The organism is Alteromonas sp. ABH4_457 (genome assembly GCF_056160625.1).
In genome coordinates, this window is sequence record NZ_JBSWXN010000002.1 from 447,921 (window position 1) to 467,625 (window position 19,705).

Below are 19,705 nucleotides of genomic sequence, written 5' to 3' on the forward strand. Positions count from 1 at the left end.
GATAAACGGTGTGGCGCCGGGTTTACAACTCAGCGGTACAGCATCTGACCCCGCATCTTTGCCAGTTCAGCCAGCAGACGGTTTTGCAGGGGGTGAGGGACGCCGGATTTGTCCATGGCGTTAATCAGCAAATCGACGGTGTGATTGAAATGGGTTTCGGTAATGTTCATACCGGCATGAACCTGCTCCATGGTGTCACCGGTGTAACTGCAACCACCGCCGCTGACCATACAAATCTGCTCCTCCAGTTTGGCGCGGAAGCGGTCAATATCACTGCCTTCAAAATAAGGAAGGATAACGGGGTCATACTCAATCTCTGTCACGAAGTTATTTACAATCTCCTCAACTTTCTGTTTTCCGCCAAGCTCTGAATACAGTGTCTGATTGTGACTGGCGCACCCGTTTAAAAGCAGCAGGGTAAAAATACCGGTTAGCAACTTCACCATAACTGGCCTCCGAGAGATAAGTAAATGCCATTCTGATCCGGTGCGCCGGCGATACTGCCAAGTTCTGCCCACGCCAGGGTGACATTGAAAGATTCAGAAGGAATATAGGTAACGAATACGTCCCACCAGTCTTCTTCTCCCAATCCCAGGTTATCTGGTTTCTGCCGGTATTCGGCCCCCACAGCAACATGGCGGTTAAGCAGAACCCCTACCGAACCTTCCATCATCACTTCATAGTCATCATCCGCTGTGTGACCGAAGCCCAGCAACCCCATCTGGTTCGCATTTGTCATTCTGGCGGTGAGATTCCACACCAGGTTATAACCTGCCACTGCGCCAAGGTGCACTTTAGTAGCCGACACATAAAAGTCGGTACCAGTGTTGTCAGCACTGCCGAGGGCGTAGGCAATAGCATCATCCTGCAATTCTTTGAACTGCACACCGGCACTGATTTGCGGTAAATCAGAATACACCACATCACCCCACAGCCTGACTTTTGCGCCGTAGATGTTCTGCGAAATATCTCCGCCGATGGTGGTCAGGTCGAAGGTTTGTCTGGCAACAGATAACTCAGCGCGGTCATACAGTGACACACTGGCGCCGGCAACCTGTAAACGGTAATCGTCCAGATTCACGCGGGTGAGAAAGGCATTGACTGACACTTCGCTGTCGGTGTCGTAGCCGGACAAGGTGGCCCAGGGCACAATACCGCCCCCGCCGCTGCCCTCAACCTGATTCAGACCGGCAGTACCGGTGAGTTTGCCGGAACCGGCCAGCGCCGGCAGTGACACACTCAATAACAAAACACAAACCCGTTGCAGCAATGTCATGTTGTCTCCGTTCGTCGTATACCGTAGTGCGTGGAACCCAGCCATTCGTACATAGCGGGTACAGTCAGTGGCCGGCTGATGAAGTAGCCCTGTGCAATGTCACAGCCACCGTCTTTTAAAATTTGCCATGAGCGTTCATCCTCTACCCCTTCTGCCACCACACAAAGATGAAAAACCGCTGCCAGATTCAGCACGGTACGCACAATTTGCTGATCGCTGTCGTCGCTGGCCAGTTTGAGCACGAAGCTCTTATCAATTTTGATGGTCTGCACCGGTAAGGTTTTTAAATAAGCCAGTGACGAATATCCCGTGCCGAAATCATCAATAGCAAAATGAAAGCCCATGGCTTTAAGTGTATTCAGATTCCTGATTGCCAGCGCCGCATCTTCCACTAAATCACTTTCTGTAATTTCCAGTTCCACATCAGAAGGAGTAAGCCCTTTAGCGGCAATCTTTTCAGCCAGACTCTGCATCAACTCAGGGCGCTGAATATCCTGAGTGGATAAATTAATCGCCACAGAAAAAACATAGCCCTGCTGCCGGAATCCCGCAAGGTCGTCTAAAGTGCGGTCCAGTACCCAGGTGGTCACCTGCTCGATCAGACCAGCCTGTTCGGCAATGCCGATAAATTCATCCGGTGGCACAAATCCCAAACTTGCACTGTTCCAGCGGATGAGTGCTTCCACGCTGCACACCCGGTTAGTTTGTAAGTGGACTTTGGGTTGATAAACCATGGACAGCTCTGCCTGGTCGCCGGTAAGCACTTTTTTCAGTTCGGTGATAATAGTAAGCCGGCGCAGATACTTGGTTTGCATTTCTTCTTTAAATGCAATGAGCCAGTGATCATGTTGCTTGCTTTCATCCGACAGGATATTAATTTTCCTGAAGACTTCTTCGGTGGTATCTCCGTCTGACGGGCAACTTAAATGAGCAAAGAAGACTTTCATGGGGATCACCAGACCGTCGAACTCCACCGGCGCTTCCAGTTGCTGACGAAAGGCATCGATAGCAGTTTCATCCAGCGGCACATCGGGGACAAAGAGAAAATCACCGCCAGCGAGTCTGGCCGCCATGCCGGGCCATGACAGGGTTCTCTGCGCCATGGTTTTTATGCAGAAGTCTCCGGTGGTATAACCATACAAATCGTTGATGGTACGGATCCCCATAATATTGATACCAAGGATTTGCAGTGTCTCGCCTGCATCCAGGCGCAGATTGAGCTTTTCTTCAACAAAATGCCGGTTATAGAGCCCGGACAACATGTCGTGCTGAGCCTGGAACAGAATGTGATCTTCCCGTGAGCGGATACGGGCTTGCATGGTGTTAAATGCACGGGCCAGTTCGCCGATTTCTGACACTCTGTCGTCCGACTTTACCGGCTCCTGATAATGGCCCTCTGCTATCTCATTAACAGCAGTCACCAGATGGTTTACCGGCGTGCTGACCCGCTTGGCTAAAACCATAGAAATAGCCAGCGACAACACAATAATGCCCAGAGCAATCACAATCACCACCGTCTGCAGATCCAGCACACTCAGGTACTGTTCACTGACATCCAGCGCGATGCGAATTTTGACCGGGATATGGTCAATTCCCGGCAATTCCAGTTCTCTGACTTCATACAGGCTTTCATCCTGCGCCATGATCCGGAACCAGTTGATTTCCCGGTCGCTGCGCACAATAAGCCTTGCCGCAAAATCATGGGAAAGGCTGCTGTTCAGCACACGGGCACTGTTGTCACCGGACGTAATGATCACTTCGGCCTGCACCACTTCGCTTAACAGGGCGAGGAAATTGTCGTCCAGTGCAAACGCCGCCCCCAGATATCCGATAACTCTGGGTGCCGCCACCGGCGCTACCACGGCGTGGTACAAGGTGTCATTCATAAACACGTAATCACGGGTTATTTCACCCGGATCTATATTGCGGTACCGTTCGCCAAAGGAGCGGTCACCTGACACCAGAATATCGTCCGGAAAGGAAGTAATCGTTTCATCCTGAAGATTCAGCATCACCAGAAAATCGAAGTCCTGTCTGGCATCCATAGTCTGCAGGGCGCTGTTGATGGTGGGCGGATCGTAACTGGCAAATGCGGCTCTGAATTCATAGGCCGTGGATAACGCTTTGGTTGATGCGTAAAGGGCTTTGGTGCGTTCCTCAACAATGTGCTGCAAAATGTTAGTGTCGATGGCGAGTTCTTTTTCCAGATTCTGCTGAACCAGGTCGTCAGTGGCATTCCAGACAGACAGCAGAATTAACCCTGCGGTCAGCACGGTGCTGCCAAGCAGAATGCGAAACAGGCTGTGCCGCAGAGACAACGATCTCATCATCAGTTTCCGAACTTCTTACTACCGAAAGTGCGTGACTTTTTCACAGGCTCAGCCGGAATGGCAGCTTTAAGCGTCAGGGTAATGCTTTCACTTCCGGCAGACTCATCCAAACTGACCGTTTCCTGCCGGCTTTGCACAATATCCAGTTCCGGGTGCCATAACGTGACGGACTGAACGCCGTCGGGGATCACAACACTGCCATCGTTTCCAGTGATAAATACCCGGGCATTTTCATAAACATAGACGTACCCAATCATCTGGTCATGAATATTGCATCCAAGCGCGACGATACCAGGTTTATCAAACTCCACAGGATCCGCTGACAACCCGCTATACAGCTTAATTTCGAAAGGTTTCGCCTGCGAAAAGCTGTATACATGGTGGCGGATATTGTCGCTGTTTGGAAACGTAACAGACGTACCGGCAGGTACGGCCAGCACGTGAGGCACGAACTGTTTGTCGACCTGATCCATGATCGCTGTCCCGGCTGAAGGAGTGCTGTCAGAAGTCACACTGACTACGGCATTGACCACCGGCTTGCCAGCCGGGTCGACGATGGTCAGGTTTTTCGCCTGCACATCGCAGGTAATCAACGGCAGGTAAGCGGCTAAGGTAAGCGCGAAGGTTTTCAACTGCATAAACACGGCACCGGGCATCAGGGCATGGGTTATCTTTTAAACATAATCCATGGGGTCAAAGCGCGCAAACTGTGGCAGGGTATTTTGTCAAAGTTGATAAAATCTTTGCCCGTAAGCATAATACTGCGCAAATAATAGCGCAGTTTCACGGAACGAAATTGTCATATAAAACGACGGAGTTTTACTTGTCTACAGGCCTGTCAAAATTGGTTATCCGCGCATGCATGGCATTGATGCTGGCGTGCTCATGTGTTGTCGCCGTGGCTGCAAATGAAGCCTGGCTGGACGACTATGCCCGCTATGTGAAGCGGGAAGCCATTAAATACAACGTGCCGGGCTATGCCTTTGTGTATTATCAGCAAGGGGAAACGCCCAAGGTATACGTGTTCGGCCGCACAAAGAAAAACGGTGAGATGATTGACGGCGATACGGTATTCCGGCTCGCATCTGTGTCGAAATCTTTTACCGCCCTGCTCACTGCAAAGCTGGTACAGCAGGGGAAGATGCGCTGGGACATGCCGGTAAGCGAACTGGTACCGGATATTCCGTTCACCGGTCAGGGCATGGATACGCTGCAACTACAGCACATTGTCAGTCAGTCCAGCGGCTTTATGCCCAACGCCTATGATAATTTAATAGAGGCCGACTACTCACTGGAGCGGGTGCTGCAACAGCTTGCCATTCTCGACCCGTTGTGTGCTCCGGGTGCCTGTTATACCTACCAGAACGCCATGTTCGGAGCGATTGCCTATTATCTCGGTATGCAAAATACGTCTTATCACCGTCAGTTGGATGAACAGGTGTTTATTCCCCTCGGAATGAAAACGGCCAGTGCCGGCAAAGCTGCACTCATGGCATCAGAAAGCTGGGCCAGACCGCACATTGCCATTGCCCGCGATAAGTGGCGTGAGGGCATGGTTGAAAGCAATTACTACCGGTTCGCACCGGCAGCAGGTGTTAACGCCAGCATTAAAGACATGACCATCTATCTGCAGGCTATGCTGGGGGAATTCCCCACTGTTGTGCCGCCGGAGCTGATTGAAGAAATAACCACGCCGGTGGTGAAAACCACCCGCGAAGTTTACCGTCGCGGCTGGCGGGAGCATCTTAACAGCGCATGGTACGGAAAAGGCTGGCGAATTTACGACTTTGACGGCAAACGCCTGAACTACCACAGTGGCTGGGTAAAAGGCTACCGCGCTGATGTGGCGTTCTCTCCGGAATACAAAGCCGGCTATGTAATGCTGATGAACGCCGAGTCCAATATGATTAATTCCACCACAGCGGAATTCTGGGACCGGTACTTTGAGCAGGCTGATGAGAAGAGAGCGCTCGCACAGACAGAAGAAACCAAGCCGGCAGCCGGCCAGTAACACTCAGAAAAAAGAAATACGCACAAAAAAGGCAATGTTCACAGGAACATTGCCTTTTCTTTATCTACTTAAAATGCCGCGCTGTTTACGAGCGGGTTTTCATGTAAGTGTAACCACTTAAACAATTTTCGTAGAAGTCAGTCCATTTCACCGCTTCACGGGGGTTTAAGTTGCCGCTTGAAATCTGACGGTCAATCATACGCTTCACATCAGACGCCATAGCGCGGGGGTTGTACTGCATGATTTCCAGTACATCCTGCACCGACGATCCTTTCACCACTTCCTCGATGTAGAAGTCTTGTGGATCATCGTCGTAGCTGAAGATGTGCACTTCGTTCAGACGACCGAACAAATTGTGCATGTCACCCATTACGTCCTGGTACGCACCGGTTAAGAACAGACCAACGTAATAAGGCTCGTCTTTCTTCAGCTTGTGCATAGGCAGAATATCGGTGATTTCACGACCTGCCGTGAACTGGTCAATCTTACCGTCACTGTCACAGGTAATGTCCACCAGCGAACAATTAACCTCCGGCTTCTCGTCCATGCGTGTTACCGGCACGACAGGCAACAGCTGATCGATCGCCCATGTATCCGCCGCTGACTGAAATACCGAGAAGTTAGCCAGATACTGGGAAGACAAGCTGTAATCCAGACCCTGAATTTCCTCCGGTACGTACTCCGCATTAGAATAGTGAGCTTTCAGACGGGTCATAATGCGCCAGTACAGGGTTTCAATTTTACCCAGTTCGTCCAGAGTCAGTACGCGCAGTTTAAACGCATCCATTGCCTGCTCTTTCCACTGGGAAGCATCGTTGAAGACTTCCTGCATGTTCTTTTGTTCATCGAAGGTTTCTGACAGCTCGCGGATATTGCTGACAAATACATGCTCACCTTCTACCGGAGTCACATCCACTTCTGCCATATCCGAGCGGATTTCACCCACGATTTCAGTAATTACGCAGCTGTGATGTGCGGTAATCGCCCGGCCACTTTCGCTCACCAGATTCGGATGCGGCACGCCTTCCAGGTCGCACACTTCCTTCATGCCGTAAACAACATCTGCAACGTATTCCTGCATGTTGTAGTTACGGGATGATTCATTGGTTGAGGCACTGCCGTCGTAGTCGATACCTAAGCCACCACCCACATCAACATAATCCAGCGGGAATCCTAACTTGTGCAGTTCAGCATAAATCCGTGCGCCTTCGGTCATGGCTTCTTTTACAGAACGGATGTCTGTTAACTGGCTGCCGATATGGAAATGCAGCAACTTGAAGCAATCCTCCATACCTTCATCCCGCAGGAAACGGGCTGCTTTTAAGATTTCAGCGATGGTCAGGCCGAATTTGGCTCTTTCACCACCGGAGCTTTCCCACTTGCCCCGGCCTTTGACGGTCATTTTTGAGCGCATACCGATTATCGGGTCGATATTCAGCTCTTTGGCCGTTTTAACCAGCAAAGTGAGCTCTGAATACTTTTCAATCACCACAACAACGCGGCGACCCAGCTTGCGGCCAAGCAGTGCAAGCTTCATGAACTCTTCGTCTTTATAGCCGTTCAGTACGGTCAGTGAATCTTCGTTAGTATTCAGTGCCAGTACGGTGATCAACTCAGCTTTAGAGCCGGCTTCAAGGCCATAGTTGAACGGTTCGCCGGCATCAACGATTTCTTCTACCACTTCACGCATCTGGTTTACTTTTACCGGATAAACGCCCTGGTATTCACCGTTATATTCCGCCTCGGCAATGGTATTGCGGAAGATAGTGTTTAAATTCGCAACCTGCGAACGCAGCACATCGTGGAATCGCACAACCACAGGAAACTGCACGCCTTCTTCACGGATTTCGTCAATTACCGCTTTAAAATCAATTCGAATACTGGGATCAGAGGGGACAGGAGTAACATGCACGTTACCGTTGTCACCAATGGTAAAGTAACCGCCGCCCCAACGTGAGACGCCGTACAATTTTTCCGCTTCTTCGATGCTCCACTCAGCCAATTGTTTTCACCTTAAAAAATCAAACGCCCTGTCTCAGATACTGGACAAGGCGAGTTGTGGATTATTCGTCATATTTTGGAGCGCCATTATAATCGTCTTGCAAGTCAGTGCTATGAAAATCGTCATAATTTTATGTCACAAAAAACGAATATCTATTCACTGGCATTATGAGGCAAAGCACACTGGCTGCAGACCAAAAAACAAACTGCCGGTCTCTCACCATACCGACATTTCTCTGAAGCGCAAATGTTAAGAAAAATCGCTTTCCCGTTCTCATCCGTAAGCTATTGTTATAGAAAAGGCTCAGCGTAAGCCTGTCAGACATAACAAGAGGAAAGTAGCATGAGTGCCCCTGCAGTTAATCCGCAACGCCCCGCCATTTTAACCATTGATCAGGGCACCACATCCACCCGCACAATCGTGTTTGACGGGCAATTTTCACCGGTCTTCACGGCGCAGGAAGAATACCCTCAACATTATCCGAAACCGGGCTGGGTCGAGCACAATCCGGAAGATATCTGGCAAACCACGCTGAGTACTGTGAAAGAAGCACTGACGTTCAGTGACAAGGAAGGCTATCACGTTGCCGGTATTGGCCTGGTGAATCAGCGGGAAACCACCGTGGTATGGGACAGACAAACCGGAGAAGCGATATATTCGGCCATTGTATGGCAGGACCGGCGCACAGCATCCCAATGCAATAAAATGAAAGACAAAGAAGAATGGCTGCATCAGCGCACGGGCCTTCGCTGTGACCCTTATTTTTCTGCCACCAAAATCCGCTGGGTTCTGGATAACGTGGAGGGTGCACAGCAAAAAGCAGATAAGGGCGAACTGGCTTTTGGCACCATAGACAGCTTCCTTATCTGGCGTTTAACCGGCGGAAAACACCACCTTACCGATACTACCAACGCCAGTCGCACAAACCTTTTTAATATCAATACTCTGACCTGGGATAACGAATTACTGGATTTATTCGGTGTGCCCGCTTCTATGCTTCCCGAAGTAAAAGATTGCGCCGGTGATTTTGGCTGTCTTGATGAAAGCATGTTCGGCTGTGCAGTGCCGGTTTATGGCGTGGCGGGCGATCAGCAGGCTGCGCTGATTGGTCAGGGTTGTTTTCAGGCCGGTGAAGCAAAAACAACCTTCGGCACCGGATGTTTCGCGCTGGTGAATTCAGGCGATTCACCGGTATTTTCTGGCCAGAATTTACTGACTACCGTAGCCTACACCATTAACGGTAAAGCCTGTTATGCCATGGAAGGGTCAATCTTTGTGGCTGGCGCGGCGGTGCAATGGCTTCGGGACAGTCTCTGTATTCTTGAGCATGCGGCAGACTCAGAAGCACTGGCCAGTCAGGTAGAAGATGACCATCAGGTTGTTGTGGTACCGGCGTTTACCGGCCTGGGCGCACCTTACTGGGAGCCGATGGCGCGGGGCGCGATTTACGGTTTAACCCGTGGTTCCACCGATGCCCATATTGTTCGCGCTACGCTGGAATCCGTGGCTTACCAGACACAGGATCTGGTTGACGCGATACACAGTGACGGCATATGCACGACGGCAATAAACGTGGATGGTGGCATGGTACAAAACAGCTGGTTCTGTCAGTTTCTTGCCGACACGCTGGACATTCCGGTGAACCGGCCTGAAATCATGGAGACCACTGCGCTGGGTGCCGCATTTCTGGCCGCCCTGCAAGCCGGGTGGCAATCAGATTTACATGCATTTGCAGGTATGAACCCCTGCGATTCTGCATTTACGCCTGCGGCGGACAATGCCTTGAGAGTAAAACGTAAAGCCCGCTGGCAGGCAGCGGTGAAAGCCACGCTGATGATGGCAGAAGCAGAGAGTGTGCTATCGGAATAAATAAACATTTGTCTATACCATTGCTCCGTTAGCCTGTTCCTGCTTGTACAAAACAGGGGATTTGCGTAGTGTTCATCTCCTCTTATAAAGACAATATTTCCGGGAATCATGTTAAAACAGCTTTTTTTCGGCAGTGCACTTCTCACTGCCACCGGCGCTTTTGCCGCCACACCGGTTTCACCTGTGGGTGAAGCGGTGAATCTGAATAAATATCGTGAAGATGTAAAAATTCTGGCCAGCGATGCCTTTGAAGGCCGCGCACCGCTTTCTGCCGGTGAGCAAAAAACCATCGACTATCTGGTCACACAGTTTAAGAATATCGGGCTGGCTCCGGCATTCGGCGACAGTTATATTCAGAAGGTTCCGCTGGCGAAAATCAGTGCTGACCAGGATATGACACTGACCATCGGCGATCAGTCTTTCGAAAACGGGGCTGAATTTGTGGCCCGTACCGAGCGCATATCTGCTGATATCACGCTGAATGACGACGTTGTGTTTGTGGGATACGGTATTAACGCGCCGGAATACCACTGGAATGACTACGCGGACGTTGATGTAAAAGGCAAAACCGTTATCGTGCTGGTTAATGACCCCGGTTTCGCCTCACAACGCAAAGACTTCTTTAACGGTAATGCCATGACCTACTATGGCCGCTGGACATACAAGTACGAAGAGGCTGCCCGCCAGGGTGCTGAAGCCGTATTTATAGTGCATGAAACCATGCCGGCGGGTTATGGCTGGGGAGTTGTGCAGGCTGGCGGCACCACCACCAAATACTCGTTAATTGATGACAACAATAACCAGTCAAAAGTGGGTGTGATGGGCTGGATGCATCTGCGTGCTGCGGAAAAAGTATTTGAAGCAGCGGGACTTAACTACCGGGAAATGAAAGCAAAAGCTTCAGCACCGGGTTTCAAAGCCGTAGATTTAAATGCTAAAGCCACGCTCAAACTGCACAGCACATTCGAAATGGCGGAGTCGCAGAATGTTGCCGGTATCCTGCCCGGACACACTACACCGGATGAGTGGGTTGCTCTGCACGCACACTGGGATGGTTTAGGAAAAGGCACTGAAAATGGCAAGGAAGTGATCTTAAACGGTGCCGTAGACAATGCTTCAGGTGTTGCCGGTGTATTGAGCCTGGCCCGCGTAATGAAAGGAATGAGCGAGAAACGTCCTAATGCCAGAACCATGATGTTCGGCGCGTTTACTGCCGAAGAAACCGGCCTGATTGGGGCTGAGCACTTTTCACTGAATCCGCCGGTGCCTGCTGAAAATATTGTGGCCTTTCTGAACATTGACGGCATGAACGTGAATAAAGCCACCGACTATATTCTTCAGTACGGCGAAGGGTTGTCTGAACTGGAAGATTATGTGGCGAAAGTAGCCAAATCGCAGGGCCGTTTCGTGAAACCGGATCCCCGTCCGCAAAATGGTTTGTTCTTCCGTTCAGATCACTTTGCCGCGGCAAAACAGGGCATTCCGTCTTACCTGTTTATGAGTCTGGGAGACACTGATCCGTCGTTTATTGCACAGCGCTATCACAAAGCAGCCGACGATTACCTGCCGGAATGGGATTTAGGTGGCGTAGAGCAGGATTTGGATTTGATTGGTCAAATCATGGCGCAACTGGCGAATAACGGCGACTGGCCGGAATGGACCGGTGAGTCCGACTTTAAAGCAGCACGGGAAGCGTCTAAAAAATAACCTGGCCTTATCACAGGCGCTTACGGTGATACCCTGAGCGCCTGTCTATCTTCCCTAATCCACGCTTAACTACCTCCTGCCGGTAATCTTTGCCGGATAACGCCTTCACTAAAGATCTTTCGCCGCCAAAAGTTCGCACTCTCCACACTTCACATTAGCCGTTTGATTTACATATATTTTTGATCGTATCAGCAAGCTTTTATCTGGTACGTTTTGTACGAAAAAGCTGGCCTTAGTGCAAAGAAACGCAAAGATACGTAAAAGCACTAGACTAAAGGCGAATAATAATATTTCGCATTTAGATAATCACTTTGGTAGACTCCGTCCCGATTTTTATATTACGGATTATTTATTTACCGCCAATCGGGATATGACTCAATGAAACCTGGAACTGTGAAAACACGTTACACCCTGCTCGCCTCTGCCATCATTGCCTCTTTTTTTCATACAGCTTCTTTTGCACAGGATGAAGCGCCGGCTACACCGGACGGCAGCGATATCGAACACATTGTTATTTCAGCGACCGGCTTCGAACAAAAACTGACAGAAGCACCGGCCAGTATTTCAGTTATTTCTCAGGAAGACTTACAGTCCCGTCAGTTCATTACACTGCTGGATGCCGTACAATTTCAGGAAGGTATCGACATCGGTACGACCCGCGACAAAACTGGCCAGGGCACAGTCAGTATGCGTGGTCTTACCGGCGAATATACGCTGCTGCTTATTGACGGCGTTCGTATGAACAACCACGGTGACATCTACCCGAATAACTTTGGCGGTAACGCGTTCGGTCACGTACCACCAATGGAAGCAATTGAGCGGATTGAAGTGATCCGTGGTCCGGCTTCTACTCTTTACGGTGCCGATGCACTGGGCGGCGTAATCAACGTCATCACCAAAAAGCGCTCTGAAGACTGGACCGGCTCTATCAACTTTGGTCGCAGCATTCAGACTGACGATCAGTTCGGTGACGACATCACCACTGACTTTTTTGCACAAGGCCCGCTAATCAAAGATTTGCTGACACTGGGTGTACGGGGCAGCATGTACGAGCGTCAGGCATCCAACCCTGAATTTGCACCTGATGTGGACCCTAACGGCGATATCCATATTCGTGAACTGGGCTTCGGCAGCGGCGGTAAAACCGTAGACAGCGACAGCAAACAGTTTGGTTTTACACTTTTCTTCACACCGTTTGAAAACCAGAGCTTCAAGTTTGATTACGACAACTCGAATCAAACCTACGACAACACCCCGACTTACAACATCGATACCGGTGAAATTTCTTATCCTCTGGGTACCAAAGATAACATCGAGTCTATCTGGGCAGACCGCCGTGGTGTGGTTAATCCCCGCGCCGGTTACGCTGCGGATCAGGAGTTCAACCGTGAGTGGTGGTCGGTGACTCACCAGGGCCAGTTTGACGGCTTCTCATCAATGGTGGCCTTGTCTCACGTAGACACGACAAACGATGGCCGTACGTTACCGTTGAGCGTAGCAGAACGTTTATTACTGCAGGAAATGTATGACGGTACAGGTGCTTACGAAGGCATGACGGAAGAAGAGCGTAAAGCTCTGGCAGAAGACACTTTCCTGCCGCGTCCGGAGCGTCCGCTGGAAAGCAGCCAGTATACGCTTGATGTGCGCGTCGATATTCCTGTGACAGATGTTATGGGCGACCACAATATCGTGCTTGGCGGTCAGGTAATCGACGGGGAACTGCTGGACGGCGTATTCGGCCTGGAAGACAGCAATGCCGGTGGTGTTCAGGAACAAAAGATGTGGTCGTTGTTTGCAGAAGACAACTGGAGCCCGAATGACTATCTGACACTGACGGCCGGTGCCCGTTATGACGAGCATGACGTCTTTGGCAGTCAGGTTTCTCCGCGTATTTATGCGGTTTACACCTTCAATGATAACTGGACCGTTAAAGGTGGTGTGAGCACCGGTTATAAAACGCCGAACACCACAGATCTTTACGACGGTATCACCGGTTTCGGTGGCCAGGGTACCTCACCGTTCGCAGGTAACCCTGACTTACAACCTGAAACCAGTGTAAACAGTGAAATTGCTGTTTACTGGAACAGCGATGCAGGCCATAACTTCAACCTGACTTACTTCAATACACAGTTTGAAGACAAAATTGCCAGCGGTGATACGGTTTACAGCTGTGAAGTCACCGGCGGCGTGCGCCCTTGTGTTAACTTAGGTGATTACGACCAGCTGGGTTATCAGACTTACAGCCAGAAAATCAACATTGATAAAGTTGATTTGCAAGGTATTGAAATGGCCGGCCGCGTACAGATCAGCCCGGAGTGGTTCGTTACCGCTAACTACACCTGGACTGACAGCGAACAGAAAAGTGGTCCTGAAGCCGGTCAGCCACTGACCAACACTGCAGAGCACATGGCGAACATTACCGTAAACTGGGATATGACCGAAGACTTCAGTGTTTATCTGCAGTCGCAAATCCGTTCAGACCGCTACCGTGGCTGGGACAGCACACTGGATAAGCCGCTGTACTACAAAAACTATCAGCTGATGACGCTGGGTGCCCGTTACCGTATTACTGAATACGTGTCGGTTAATGCCCGTATCAACAACCTGCTGGACGAAGATTTCACGTCTTACACCACTGAATACAACGATTTGAATGGTGACGGCAGTTACGAGTATCTCACAGGTCGTGGTGTGGTAAGTGAAGTCGTATTCCTCGACGACTACAACATCAAAGACCGCGCCCGTAACCTGTGGGTAGGCGTTAACGTGAAGTTCTGATGTAAAACATCACTAACGTAAAACAACATGGCCGGTATCCTTCGATACCGGCTATTCTTTTTTAAACGGCTTCTAAACCGCGCAGCGTAAATTCATCTGCCGGCACCCGGACCTTCTCAGGCACCACAGCATCTTCAAGGCGGTAACCGGCCGCGCATATGACACAGGCATTCAGTCCGCGCTCAGTGAGCCCCAGTGCCTTGTTAATTCCGGCAGGACTAAATCCTGTCATCGGGCATGTGTCCACACCACGAAGCGCTCCTTCAGCAATCAGCGAACCCAGTGCGATGAAAGCTTGCTGCTGTGCTACCTGTACCTTTTGCTCAGGTGTCTGACCCGCATAATAAGACTTAATATAATCGGCGTAGCCCGCCTGACTACCTGCTACCGCGCTGGTCTGAGAATAAATGCGGTCAAAGTATGCATCCACCGTTTTGTCAGTAATCTCAGTTTCGTTGGCAAAAATAAACAAATGAGAACAGCTTGGCAGCTGAGTCTGACCAAAGGTGTGCGCCGCCAGTGCATTCAGCGTGTCTCTGTCGTCAATCACGATAAGACGGTAAGGTTGCAGGCCAAAAGCAGACACCGACAGACGGGCCGCTTCAGTCATACCGTTGATGTCTTCATCACTGACTTTTTGTGACGAGAATTGTTTTAACGAAAAGCGTTGGGAAAGTGCAGGAATTAAGCTCACAGGTGTGTCTCCGTAAAGTAGATGATGGGGCTACTTTAACCGGTTAGCGACAAGATGAAATTAACATTAGTTAAAAACACAGAAATTTGTTCTGAATGGCTGCCGTGTTTATTTCGTTACACTTAACACCGGTTAATTTCATCATCTGAACGATACCTTAGAGTACCGCTTACTCTCTTTAAACAGGTACTTCACAATGTTCGATGTCTATCTTTCACAACTCAGTTTAACCCCGCCGGAAACGCCGGATGTTGATTTCCTCAATAAACTGGTTGAACGTCACGTCGCCACTTATTCGTTTAACAATACTGGTGTGTTGCTCCGCGAGACTTTGTCACTGGAGCTCAGCGCCATTCTCCACAAACTGGTGACACGTAAAGCCGGCGGCTTCTGCTTTGAGCACAATAAACTGGTTATGCATTGTCTGGATTCGCTCGGTTACGACACCCGGCTGGTGATGGGACGCGTCTTCAATAATCATGTCCGCGATGTACCCCGTACTCACCGGGTAACACTGGTAACCCTCGACGGTGAAGACTATCTGATTGACTGCGGATTCGGAGCGTCCGTTCCTCAGGCGCCACTTAAATTGAGTGAACAGGGTATTCAGCAGGCCGGAAACAGGCAATACACTATTAAACCACTCCCCAACGGAGAATACGACGTGGTGTTGATTAAAGAAGGCTGCCCCTTCGTGCTCTACCGTATTGACTTCGCCGTCTATTCGGAAGCGGATTGCACCGCTGGCCACTTATATTCCATCGCCCATCCGCAGGCTGTTTTTGTCAATAATTTAGTGGTCAGTATCAACAAACCTGATCAAACTCATGCGCTGATTAATCATACCCTCACCAGCACATATCAGGGGCGACAAGAAGAAACCCGGGTGACATCAGCAGAGCAACTCACCCACATGCTGCAGCGTGTTTTCATACTGCCGGTGGATACCGCAATATGCCACTTTTTGTTTGAGCGCTATGTGCAACCGCATTTACATCAGGACGGGCAACCCGCTGCACCGGAGCAATCCTGATGAAGTCTCCGTTGCTTCCGGCTATTCTCTGGTCGTGGTTGATGGCATCCTCTTTTGTTGTCTCTGCACAGGTGACCGCTTATGCCTCACCACTACCGGTGACATTTCTGCGGTTTCTGCTGGCCTTACTCATAATGACCCCGTTTTATATTGCCGGTCGCAGAAGTCATCCCGCCCCGTTAATTTCGTCAATGAAAGCGGGTGCGCAACTAGCCCTGGTCAGCGGGAGTCTGACCGGATTCTTTGTTTGCCTGTTTACCGCTTTGAAGACCACAACATCCTTGAACACATCGGTGATGTACACCTTCGTTCCGTTTCTCGGCGCACTTACCGGACTCTTTTTTTCCATCCGTACCACCTCCCGTCAGTGGTTCGGCTACCTTTGCGGCGCAGCCGGCGCTATTATCGTATTGCTGTCTACACGCAACGGCGGACTGGTATGGCATTCAGGGGATATGATTTATCTGGCAGGATGTATTCTGCTCGCAATACATGTTGTCTCTGTACAGCGTTGGTTTGGTCAGTACACCGCATTTGGCGGCGCATACCGTATCATGTTCGCCGGCACCTTATGGTTGTTACCCTTCACACTGCTTGCCGGAGGCTTGTCTCAGGTGCAATGGCAAGCCGTCACCTTCTGGCAGATGATTAGTTACCTTACTATCGCTACCACGCTCTTAACGTTTGTACTGCAACAGCGTATTGTGGCGCAGGGCGGTGCGCGGTGTCTGCTCGGGATCAGTTATACCATTCCGGTCTGGGTGGCCTGCTATGAAAATATCAACGCACCGGCAGCGTTATTTTTATCACCGGGATTTGTTGCTGGCAGTAGCCTGGTTGTCATTGCGTTAGTGCTGATCGACAACGGTTTTAATCATAAGGGAGCCGTAAATGGACAAAGCATGCCTGAAAAAACAGCTTGAGGATTTCTTTGGACGTTATCAGTCCGGCATAGACTGGTCGGGCTTAAACTTAACGCCGGAAGTACATGTACTTCCCAAAGGTGAAACCTTATTCAGACAAGGTGACTGTTCAACCAGAGTTTATTTTCTTAACACCGGCCTGGTGCGTTATTACAGTGTGTCAGAGGAGGGAAAGGAGTATACCCAGACGCTGGCTAAAGCTCCCAGAATCGTTGGTTCGACCCGCGCAATGACAATGGGTTTACCGGCTCAATTTTCCATAGAAGCACTGCAGGACTCTGTGGCCATTTCGTTTCACTGGCCATCTTTCTTTGAAAGTATGAAGAATAACCTGGCGTTTATGCAGGCTTATGCGCTGTTCCTTACCGATATTTTTATCAGTAAGGAAGAAAAAGAAAGCATGATGGTGAAGCACTCAGCAACACACCGCTACGTGACTTTTTGCAGCGATTTTCCCGAGCTGAACACCGTACTCACCAAACAACAAATTGCGTCTTATCTGGGAATAACGGCGGTAGCATTAAGCCGCATCCGCGCCAGATTGAATGACAGTGAATCCCCTGAGAAAACCTTCTGACAACGGTGAAGTTGCCACCTGCTGCCCTTCGCCGTTACGCTCTCTTTGAACTCTCTCCGGACAACGGGAGAAGATTACACCGTCTTCATGGCGGCGATGAAATCTGCAAGGCGCGCCACTGCGCTCAGCGACTCTTCAGGATCGATATTGGCTGCCGGATTACCAAAGTCGTGATCACCACCCGCCTGCACCAGTAAGCCGTCGCGCCGCGGATAAACAGATACATGCTTATTGAAATACTGAATGCCGTACTTCACTTCCGGCTGCGGGATCAGCTTACAGGTTTGTCCCCGGACCGGCGTGATACTGTCATCACCCAACAGGGCCCTGGCACCGAAACCTGTGCAATTTACCAGCGTATTCTCATCGAAGTTGGCAAAGTCAGACGGGCTGGTCAGTTCCCGCGTCACAATTTCACCCCCATTTTGAATAAACTCGCCCATCAGTACCCGTGAATACTCGCTGATATTAAACATCAGTAACGGGTAACGGCGTACGTAAGGTACCGGGAACGGATTCATATGCGCCGGGATATCCCATGAGCGGGGCGTAATATCACCAATGAGATCCCGTTCAAAAGTCGGATACGCAGGCTCACCTTTCGCCTCGTAGTGCCCCGTTTCTGAAAATGGCGTATCTGATGCACGGAATATAGTCGTCCATTCCACCGGCGTACCTGTGAGCCCTAATAAGGTCTGGTACCGGCGAAAGGAAATTCTTGCCATCATTTCCCATTTTTGTGCAAACGAATCCGAATGAGCTAAATCAACAATGCGGGAGTCCGGCGACCAGATCCCCGTTGCAAATGACGAGCGCACATAAGGGGGACGCTCTTTAGCGTAGATTTTAACCTTGTAGCCCGCACGCTGACATTGGATCGCGGTGGTTAAGCCAATCGCACCACAGCCGATAACCGCAATTTCTTTGTTCATTGCCTCAGCGACCAGGGATTCCGCCAGTACAGCAGTCCCCCAGGACAGTGACCAGCCACTGCCGCCGTGCCCGTAGTTATGAACAATGGACTTTGCACCCGCCTTTTCAAGTTCAATTCTCGGTCCCTGAGCGCGGAATGGCCGGGTGCACACATTCATAGTGATAATGCGGTCAGGACGAGCTTCAATGCGCTTAAGTGGTGGCATTTGTACCGGTAAGCCGGTGTGTAATTTACCTGATGAAGATTGGGAGGACGAAACACATGCGCCAAGCGCAACACTTGATGCTAAACCCGCAGATCCCTGTAGAAAACGTCTTCTTTGCATAGCTGCTCCAAATTAACGTGTCCCGGGGATAGATTGATAATGAATTGAAATATATCTGAATTTCAGAGCATGCTGTTCTTTGCCAGCTTAAATGCCAGCATATCTCTTTGATTAAATAACATGCAATACTTTTGCCCTGAATGTCCGGTAAATGACGATAATCAGAGCATTAAACCGCGTCTCCACCAGACGCAATGACTGCGAACCTTAAGCTTATTGCCGGCAGTGGAAATCAAAACCGGTAACCGTTCAATACGATTTCCCGCGAAAATACACGCTCAATCAAGGCCTTCTGTTTGTCCGTATATACCTCCCGGTAATCCGGTTTGCTCTGCCGGACTATCCTGCCGGCGTTAGTAATCACGCCCCTTCTGAAAGGCACACCCAGAGCGGCAAACAGATCCGCCAGTTCATCTTCCAGGTTTTCATAATGCAACACCCTGTCGACCAGCACATTCCCGGAACGGTCACAATAGCTGGGGTAGTTAAAACAGTATTCTGCCCGTGACAAGTAATCTTCAAAGTCGCCCGGCGGATTCCGGTAATGCCTGCAGGTATTGTAGTGCGATACCGTTTTCTCCCAGGGGTTTCTGTCTACACAGAACGTCGTGTATTCCCGCCAGATTTCCGGATTAACCCTGGCTTTAATCTCCGCTGCCGTAGAGTGATTCCGGAAAGGACGCTTCCCAAGCCAGTCCAGCACAGCCTGCACTTTACCGGCGTACCCGGCAGCACCCAGCTCAGACCGGATATCCCAGCGACGTTTATAATTACGCGGCCGGTGGCCCGGTTCAGGCGGGAAAACCGGCGTAAACACATCACGGCAATCACACAAAGAGGATAAATAAGTTTCAATACTTCTCCCCGCCGTCTTACGGGTTTTGATAAAGATAAAGCGGTACTTGTGAGAAATAATCATCTCGCCCCCTGCCAGTTCTGAACAATGTCACGGTGTTATTTCATTGACCGCTATTCAGCGCAGGAATCTCAGGACTTACGCGTTTCTTACAATATTCACGGGAAGTTGATGAGGAGAAGTGAGCCGGGGATGGGTTTACAGCGTGTTTGGTGGCTGCAAGACGAAAGTGTGCGCCGACAGCGGTTAGGTCTCTTCCGTTTCCAAACCGTCTGCCGGAGGGACGCGGCTGCCGAGCTCCCATGGATAAGTTTAAAGCGTGTTTGTTAACAACCTAAACGCGCAGGGCGAAGGGCTGCTTTCATTCGGAACCGTCTGCCGCAGGGATGC

General features: G+C 50.3%; 15 protein-coding genes. 7 read left to right on the forward strand and 8 right to left on the reverse strand.

What is annotated here, in order from left to right:
- Positions 1 to 29 precede the first annotated feature (29 nt).
- The 4 genes from ACXAGR_RS05130 to ACXAGR_RS05145 are packed head-to-tail and all read right to left on the reverse strand — an operon-like array spanning position 30 to position 4,244.
- Positions 30 to 446 (reverse strand): group I truncated hemoglobin, encoded by a 417-nt coding sequence (locus ACXAGR_RS05130; RefSeq protein WP_349590528.1) that lies wholly within the window; start codon positions 444 to 446, stop codon positions 30 to 32.
- Positions 440 to 1,276 carry a DUF3034 family protein gene (locus tag ACXAGR_RS05135; protein WP_474848523.1) on the reverse strand — a complete coding sequence of 279 codons (837 nt, stop codon included), beginning with the start codon at positions 1,274 to 1,276 and terminating at the stop codon, positions 440 to 442. The genes ACXAGR_RS05130 and ACXAGR_RS05135 overlap by 7 nt, the downstream gene beginning before the upstream one ends.
- Positions 1,273 to 3,606 carry a putative bifunctional diguanylate cyclase/phosphodiesterase gene (locus tag ACXAGR_RS05140; protein WP_474848525.1) on the reverse strand — a complete coding sequence of 778 codons (2,334 nt, stop codon included), beginning with the start codon at positions 3,604 to 3,606 and terminating at the stop codon, positions 1,273 to 1,275. Before ACXAGR_RS05140 ends, ACXAGR_RS05135 begins: the two co-directional genes overlap by 4 nt.
- On the reverse strand, positions 3,606 to 4,244 hold the full coding sequence (locus ACXAGR_RS05145) for a methylamine utilization protein (protein ID WP_474848527.1): 639 nt from the start codon (positions 4,242 to 4,244) through the stop codon (positions 3,606 to 3,608). Before ACXAGR_RS05145 ends, ACXAGR_RS05140 begins: the two co-directional genes overlap by 1 nt.
- Before the next feature lie 224 nt (positions 4,245 to 4,468).
- Here ACXAGR_RS05145 and ACXAGR_RS05150 point away from each other — a divergent pair, with 224 nt between their 5' ends.
- Positions 4,469 to 5,617: a serine hydrolase domain-containing protein gene (locus ACXAGR_RS05150; protein WP_474848821.1), complete on the forward strand. Its 1,149-nt coding sequence runs from the start codon at positions 4,469 to 4,471 to the stop codon at positions 5,615 to 5,617.
- An 85-nt stretch (positions 5,618 to 5,702) separates the two neighbouring features.
- On the opposite strand, the gene speA is transcribed toward ACXAGR_RS05150, so the two are convergent.
- Complete coding sequence (speA, locus tag ACXAGR_RS05155; RefSeq protein WP_474848529.1) at positions 5,703 to 7,619, reverse strand: biosynthetic arginine decarboxylase; 1,917 nt, start codon at positions 7,617 to 7,619, stop codon at positions 5,703 to 5,705.
- 342 nt (positions 7,620 to 7,961) lie between these two features.
- Here speA and glpK point away from each other — a divergent pair, with 342 nt between their 5' ends.
- From glpK to ACXAGR_RS05170, 3 genes are all read left to right on the forward strand, one after another.
- Positions 7,962 to 9,488 carry a glycerol kinase GlpK gene (glpK, locus tag ACXAGR_RS05160; protein WP_474848531.1) on the forward strand — a complete coding sequence of 509 codons (1,527 nt, stop codon included), beginning with the start codon at positions 7,962 to 7,964 and terminating at the stop codon, positions 9,486 to 9,488.
- A gap of 108 nt (positions 9,489 to 9,596) precedes the next feature.
- On the forward strand, positions 9,597 to 11,195 hold the full coding sequence (locus ACXAGR_RS05165) for a M28 family metallopeptidase (RefSeq protein WP_474848533.1): 1,599 nt from the start codon (positions 9,597 to 9,599) through the stop codon (positions 11,193 to 11,195).
- Between the two features lie 378 nt (positions 11,196 to 11,573).
- A complete protein-coding gene (locus ACXAGR_RS05170; protein ID WP_474848535.1) occupies positions 11,574 to 13,973 on the forward strand; it encodes a TonB-dependent receptor domain-containing protein in 2,400 nt (799 codons plus the stop codon).
- Positions 13,974 to 14,034: 61 nt separating this feature from the next.
- On the opposite strand, the gene ACXAGR_RS05175 is transcribed toward ACXAGR_RS05170, so the two are convergent.
- The gene (locus ACXAGR_RS05175) at positions 14,035 to 14,667 is read right to left on the reverse strand and encodes a nitroreductase family protein (RefSeq protein WP_474848537.1); all 633 of its coding nucleotides are present in this window, start codon (positions 14,665 to 14,667) and stop codon (positions 14,035 to 14,037) included.
- Between the two features lie 196 nt (positions 14,668 to 14,863).
- Here ACXAGR_RS05175 and ACXAGR_RS05180 point away from each other — a divergent pair, with 196 nt between their 5' ends.
- The 3 genes from ACXAGR_RS05180 to ACXAGR_RS05190 are packed head-to-tail and all read left to right on the forward strand — an operon-like array spanning position 14,864 to position 17,200.
- Positions 14,864 to 15,700: an arylamine N-acetyltransferase family protein gene (locus tag ACXAGR_RS05180; protein ID WP_474848539.1), complete on the forward strand. Its 837-nt coding sequence runs from the start codon at positions 14,864 to 14,866 to the stop codon at positions 15,698 to 15,700.
- A complete protein-coding gene (locus ACXAGR_RS05185) occupies positions 15,700 to 16,623 on the forward strand; it encodes a DMT family transporter (protein WP_474848541.1) in 924 nt (307 codons plus the stop codon). Before ACXAGR_RS05180 ends, ACXAGR_RS05185 begins: the two co-directional genes overlap by 1 nt.
- On the forward strand, positions 16,592 to 17,200 hold the full coding sequence (locus ACXAGR_RS05190; RefSeq protein WP_474842014.1) for a Crp/Fnr family transcriptional regulator: 609 nt from the start codon (positions 16,592 to 16,594) through the stop codon (positions 17,198 to 17,200). The genes ACXAGR_RS05185 and ACXAGR_RS05190 overlap by 32 nt, the downstream gene beginning before the upstream one ends.
- Before the next feature lie 74 nt (positions 17,201 to 17,274).
- On the opposite strand, the gene ACXAGR_RS05195 is transcribed toward ACXAGR_RS05190, so the two are convergent.
- Positions 17,275 to 18,459 carry an FAD-dependent oxidoreductase gene (locus ACXAGR_RS05195; RefSeq protein ID WP_474848543.1) on the reverse strand — a complete coding sequence of 395 codons (1,185 nt, stop codon included), beginning with the start codon at positions 18,457 to 18,459 and terminating at the stop codon, positions 17,275 to 17,277.
- Positions 18,460 to 18,691: 232 nt separating this feature from the next.
- Entirely contained in the window at positions 18,692 to 19,378 is a 687-nt protein-coding gene (locus ACXAGR_RS05200; RefSeq protein ID WP_474848545.1) for a hypothetical protein, read from the reverse strand.
- Positions 19,379 to 19,705 lie beyond the last annotated feature (327 nt).

Excerpts from the sequence above, each read along its gene's own strand:
- ACXAGR_RS05130 (WP_349590528.1), bottom strand. The coding sequence starts at position 446 with ATGGTGAAGTTGCTAACCGGTATTTTTACCCTGCTGCTTTTAAACGGG.
- ACXAGR_RS05135 (WP_474848523.1), bottom strand. The coding sequence starts at position 1,276 with ATGACATTGCTGCAACGGGTTTGTGTTTTGTTATTGAGTGTGTCACTG.
- ACXAGR_RS05140 (WP_474848525.1), bottom strand. The coding sequence starts at position 3,606 with ATGATGAGATCGTTGTCTCTGCGGCACAGCCTGTTTCGCATTCTGCTT.
- ACXAGR_RS05145 (WP_474848527.1), bottom strand. The coding sequence starts at position 4,244 with ATGCAGTTGAAAACCTTCGCGCTTACCTTAGCCGCTTACCTGCCGTTG.
- ACXAGR_RS05150 (WP_474848821.1), top strand. The coding sequence starts at position 4,469 with ATGGCATTGATGCTGGCGTGCTCATGTGTTGTCGCCGTGGCTGCAAAT.
- glpK (WP_474848531.1), top strand. The coding sequence starts at position 7,962 with ATGAGTGCCCCTGCAGTTAATCCGCAACGCCCCGCCATTTTAACCATT.
- ACXAGR_RS05165 (WP_474848533.1), top strand. The coding sequence starts at position 9,597 with ATGTTAAAACAGCTTTTTTTCGGCAGTGCACTTCTCACTGCCACCGGC.
- ACXAGR_RS05170 (WP_474848535.1), top strand. The coding sequence starts at position 11,574 with ATGAAACCTGGAACTGTGAAAACACGTTACACCCTGCTCGCCTCTGCC.
- ACXAGR_RS05180 (WP_474848539.1), top strand. The coding sequence starts at position 14,864 with ATGTTCGATGTCTATCTTTCACAACTCAGTTTAACCCCGCCGGAAACG.
- ACXAGR_RS05185 (WP_474848541.1), top strand. The coding sequence starts at position 15,700 with ATGAAGTCTCCGTTGCTTCCGGCTATTCTCTGGTCGTGGTTGATGGCA.
- ACXAGR_RS05190 (WP_474842014.1), top strand. The coding sequence starts at position 16,592 with ATGGACAAAGCATGCCTGAAAAAACAGCTTGAGGATTTCTTTGGACGT.
- ACXAGR_RS05195 (WP_474848543.1), bottom strand. The coding sequence starts at position 18,459 with ATGCAAAGAAGACGTTTTCTACAGGGATCTGCGGGTTTAGCATCAAGT.
- ACXAGR_RS05200 (WP_474848545.1), bottom strand. The coding sequence starts at position 19,378 with ATGATTATTTCTCACAAGTACCGCTTTATCTTTATCAAAACCCGTAAG.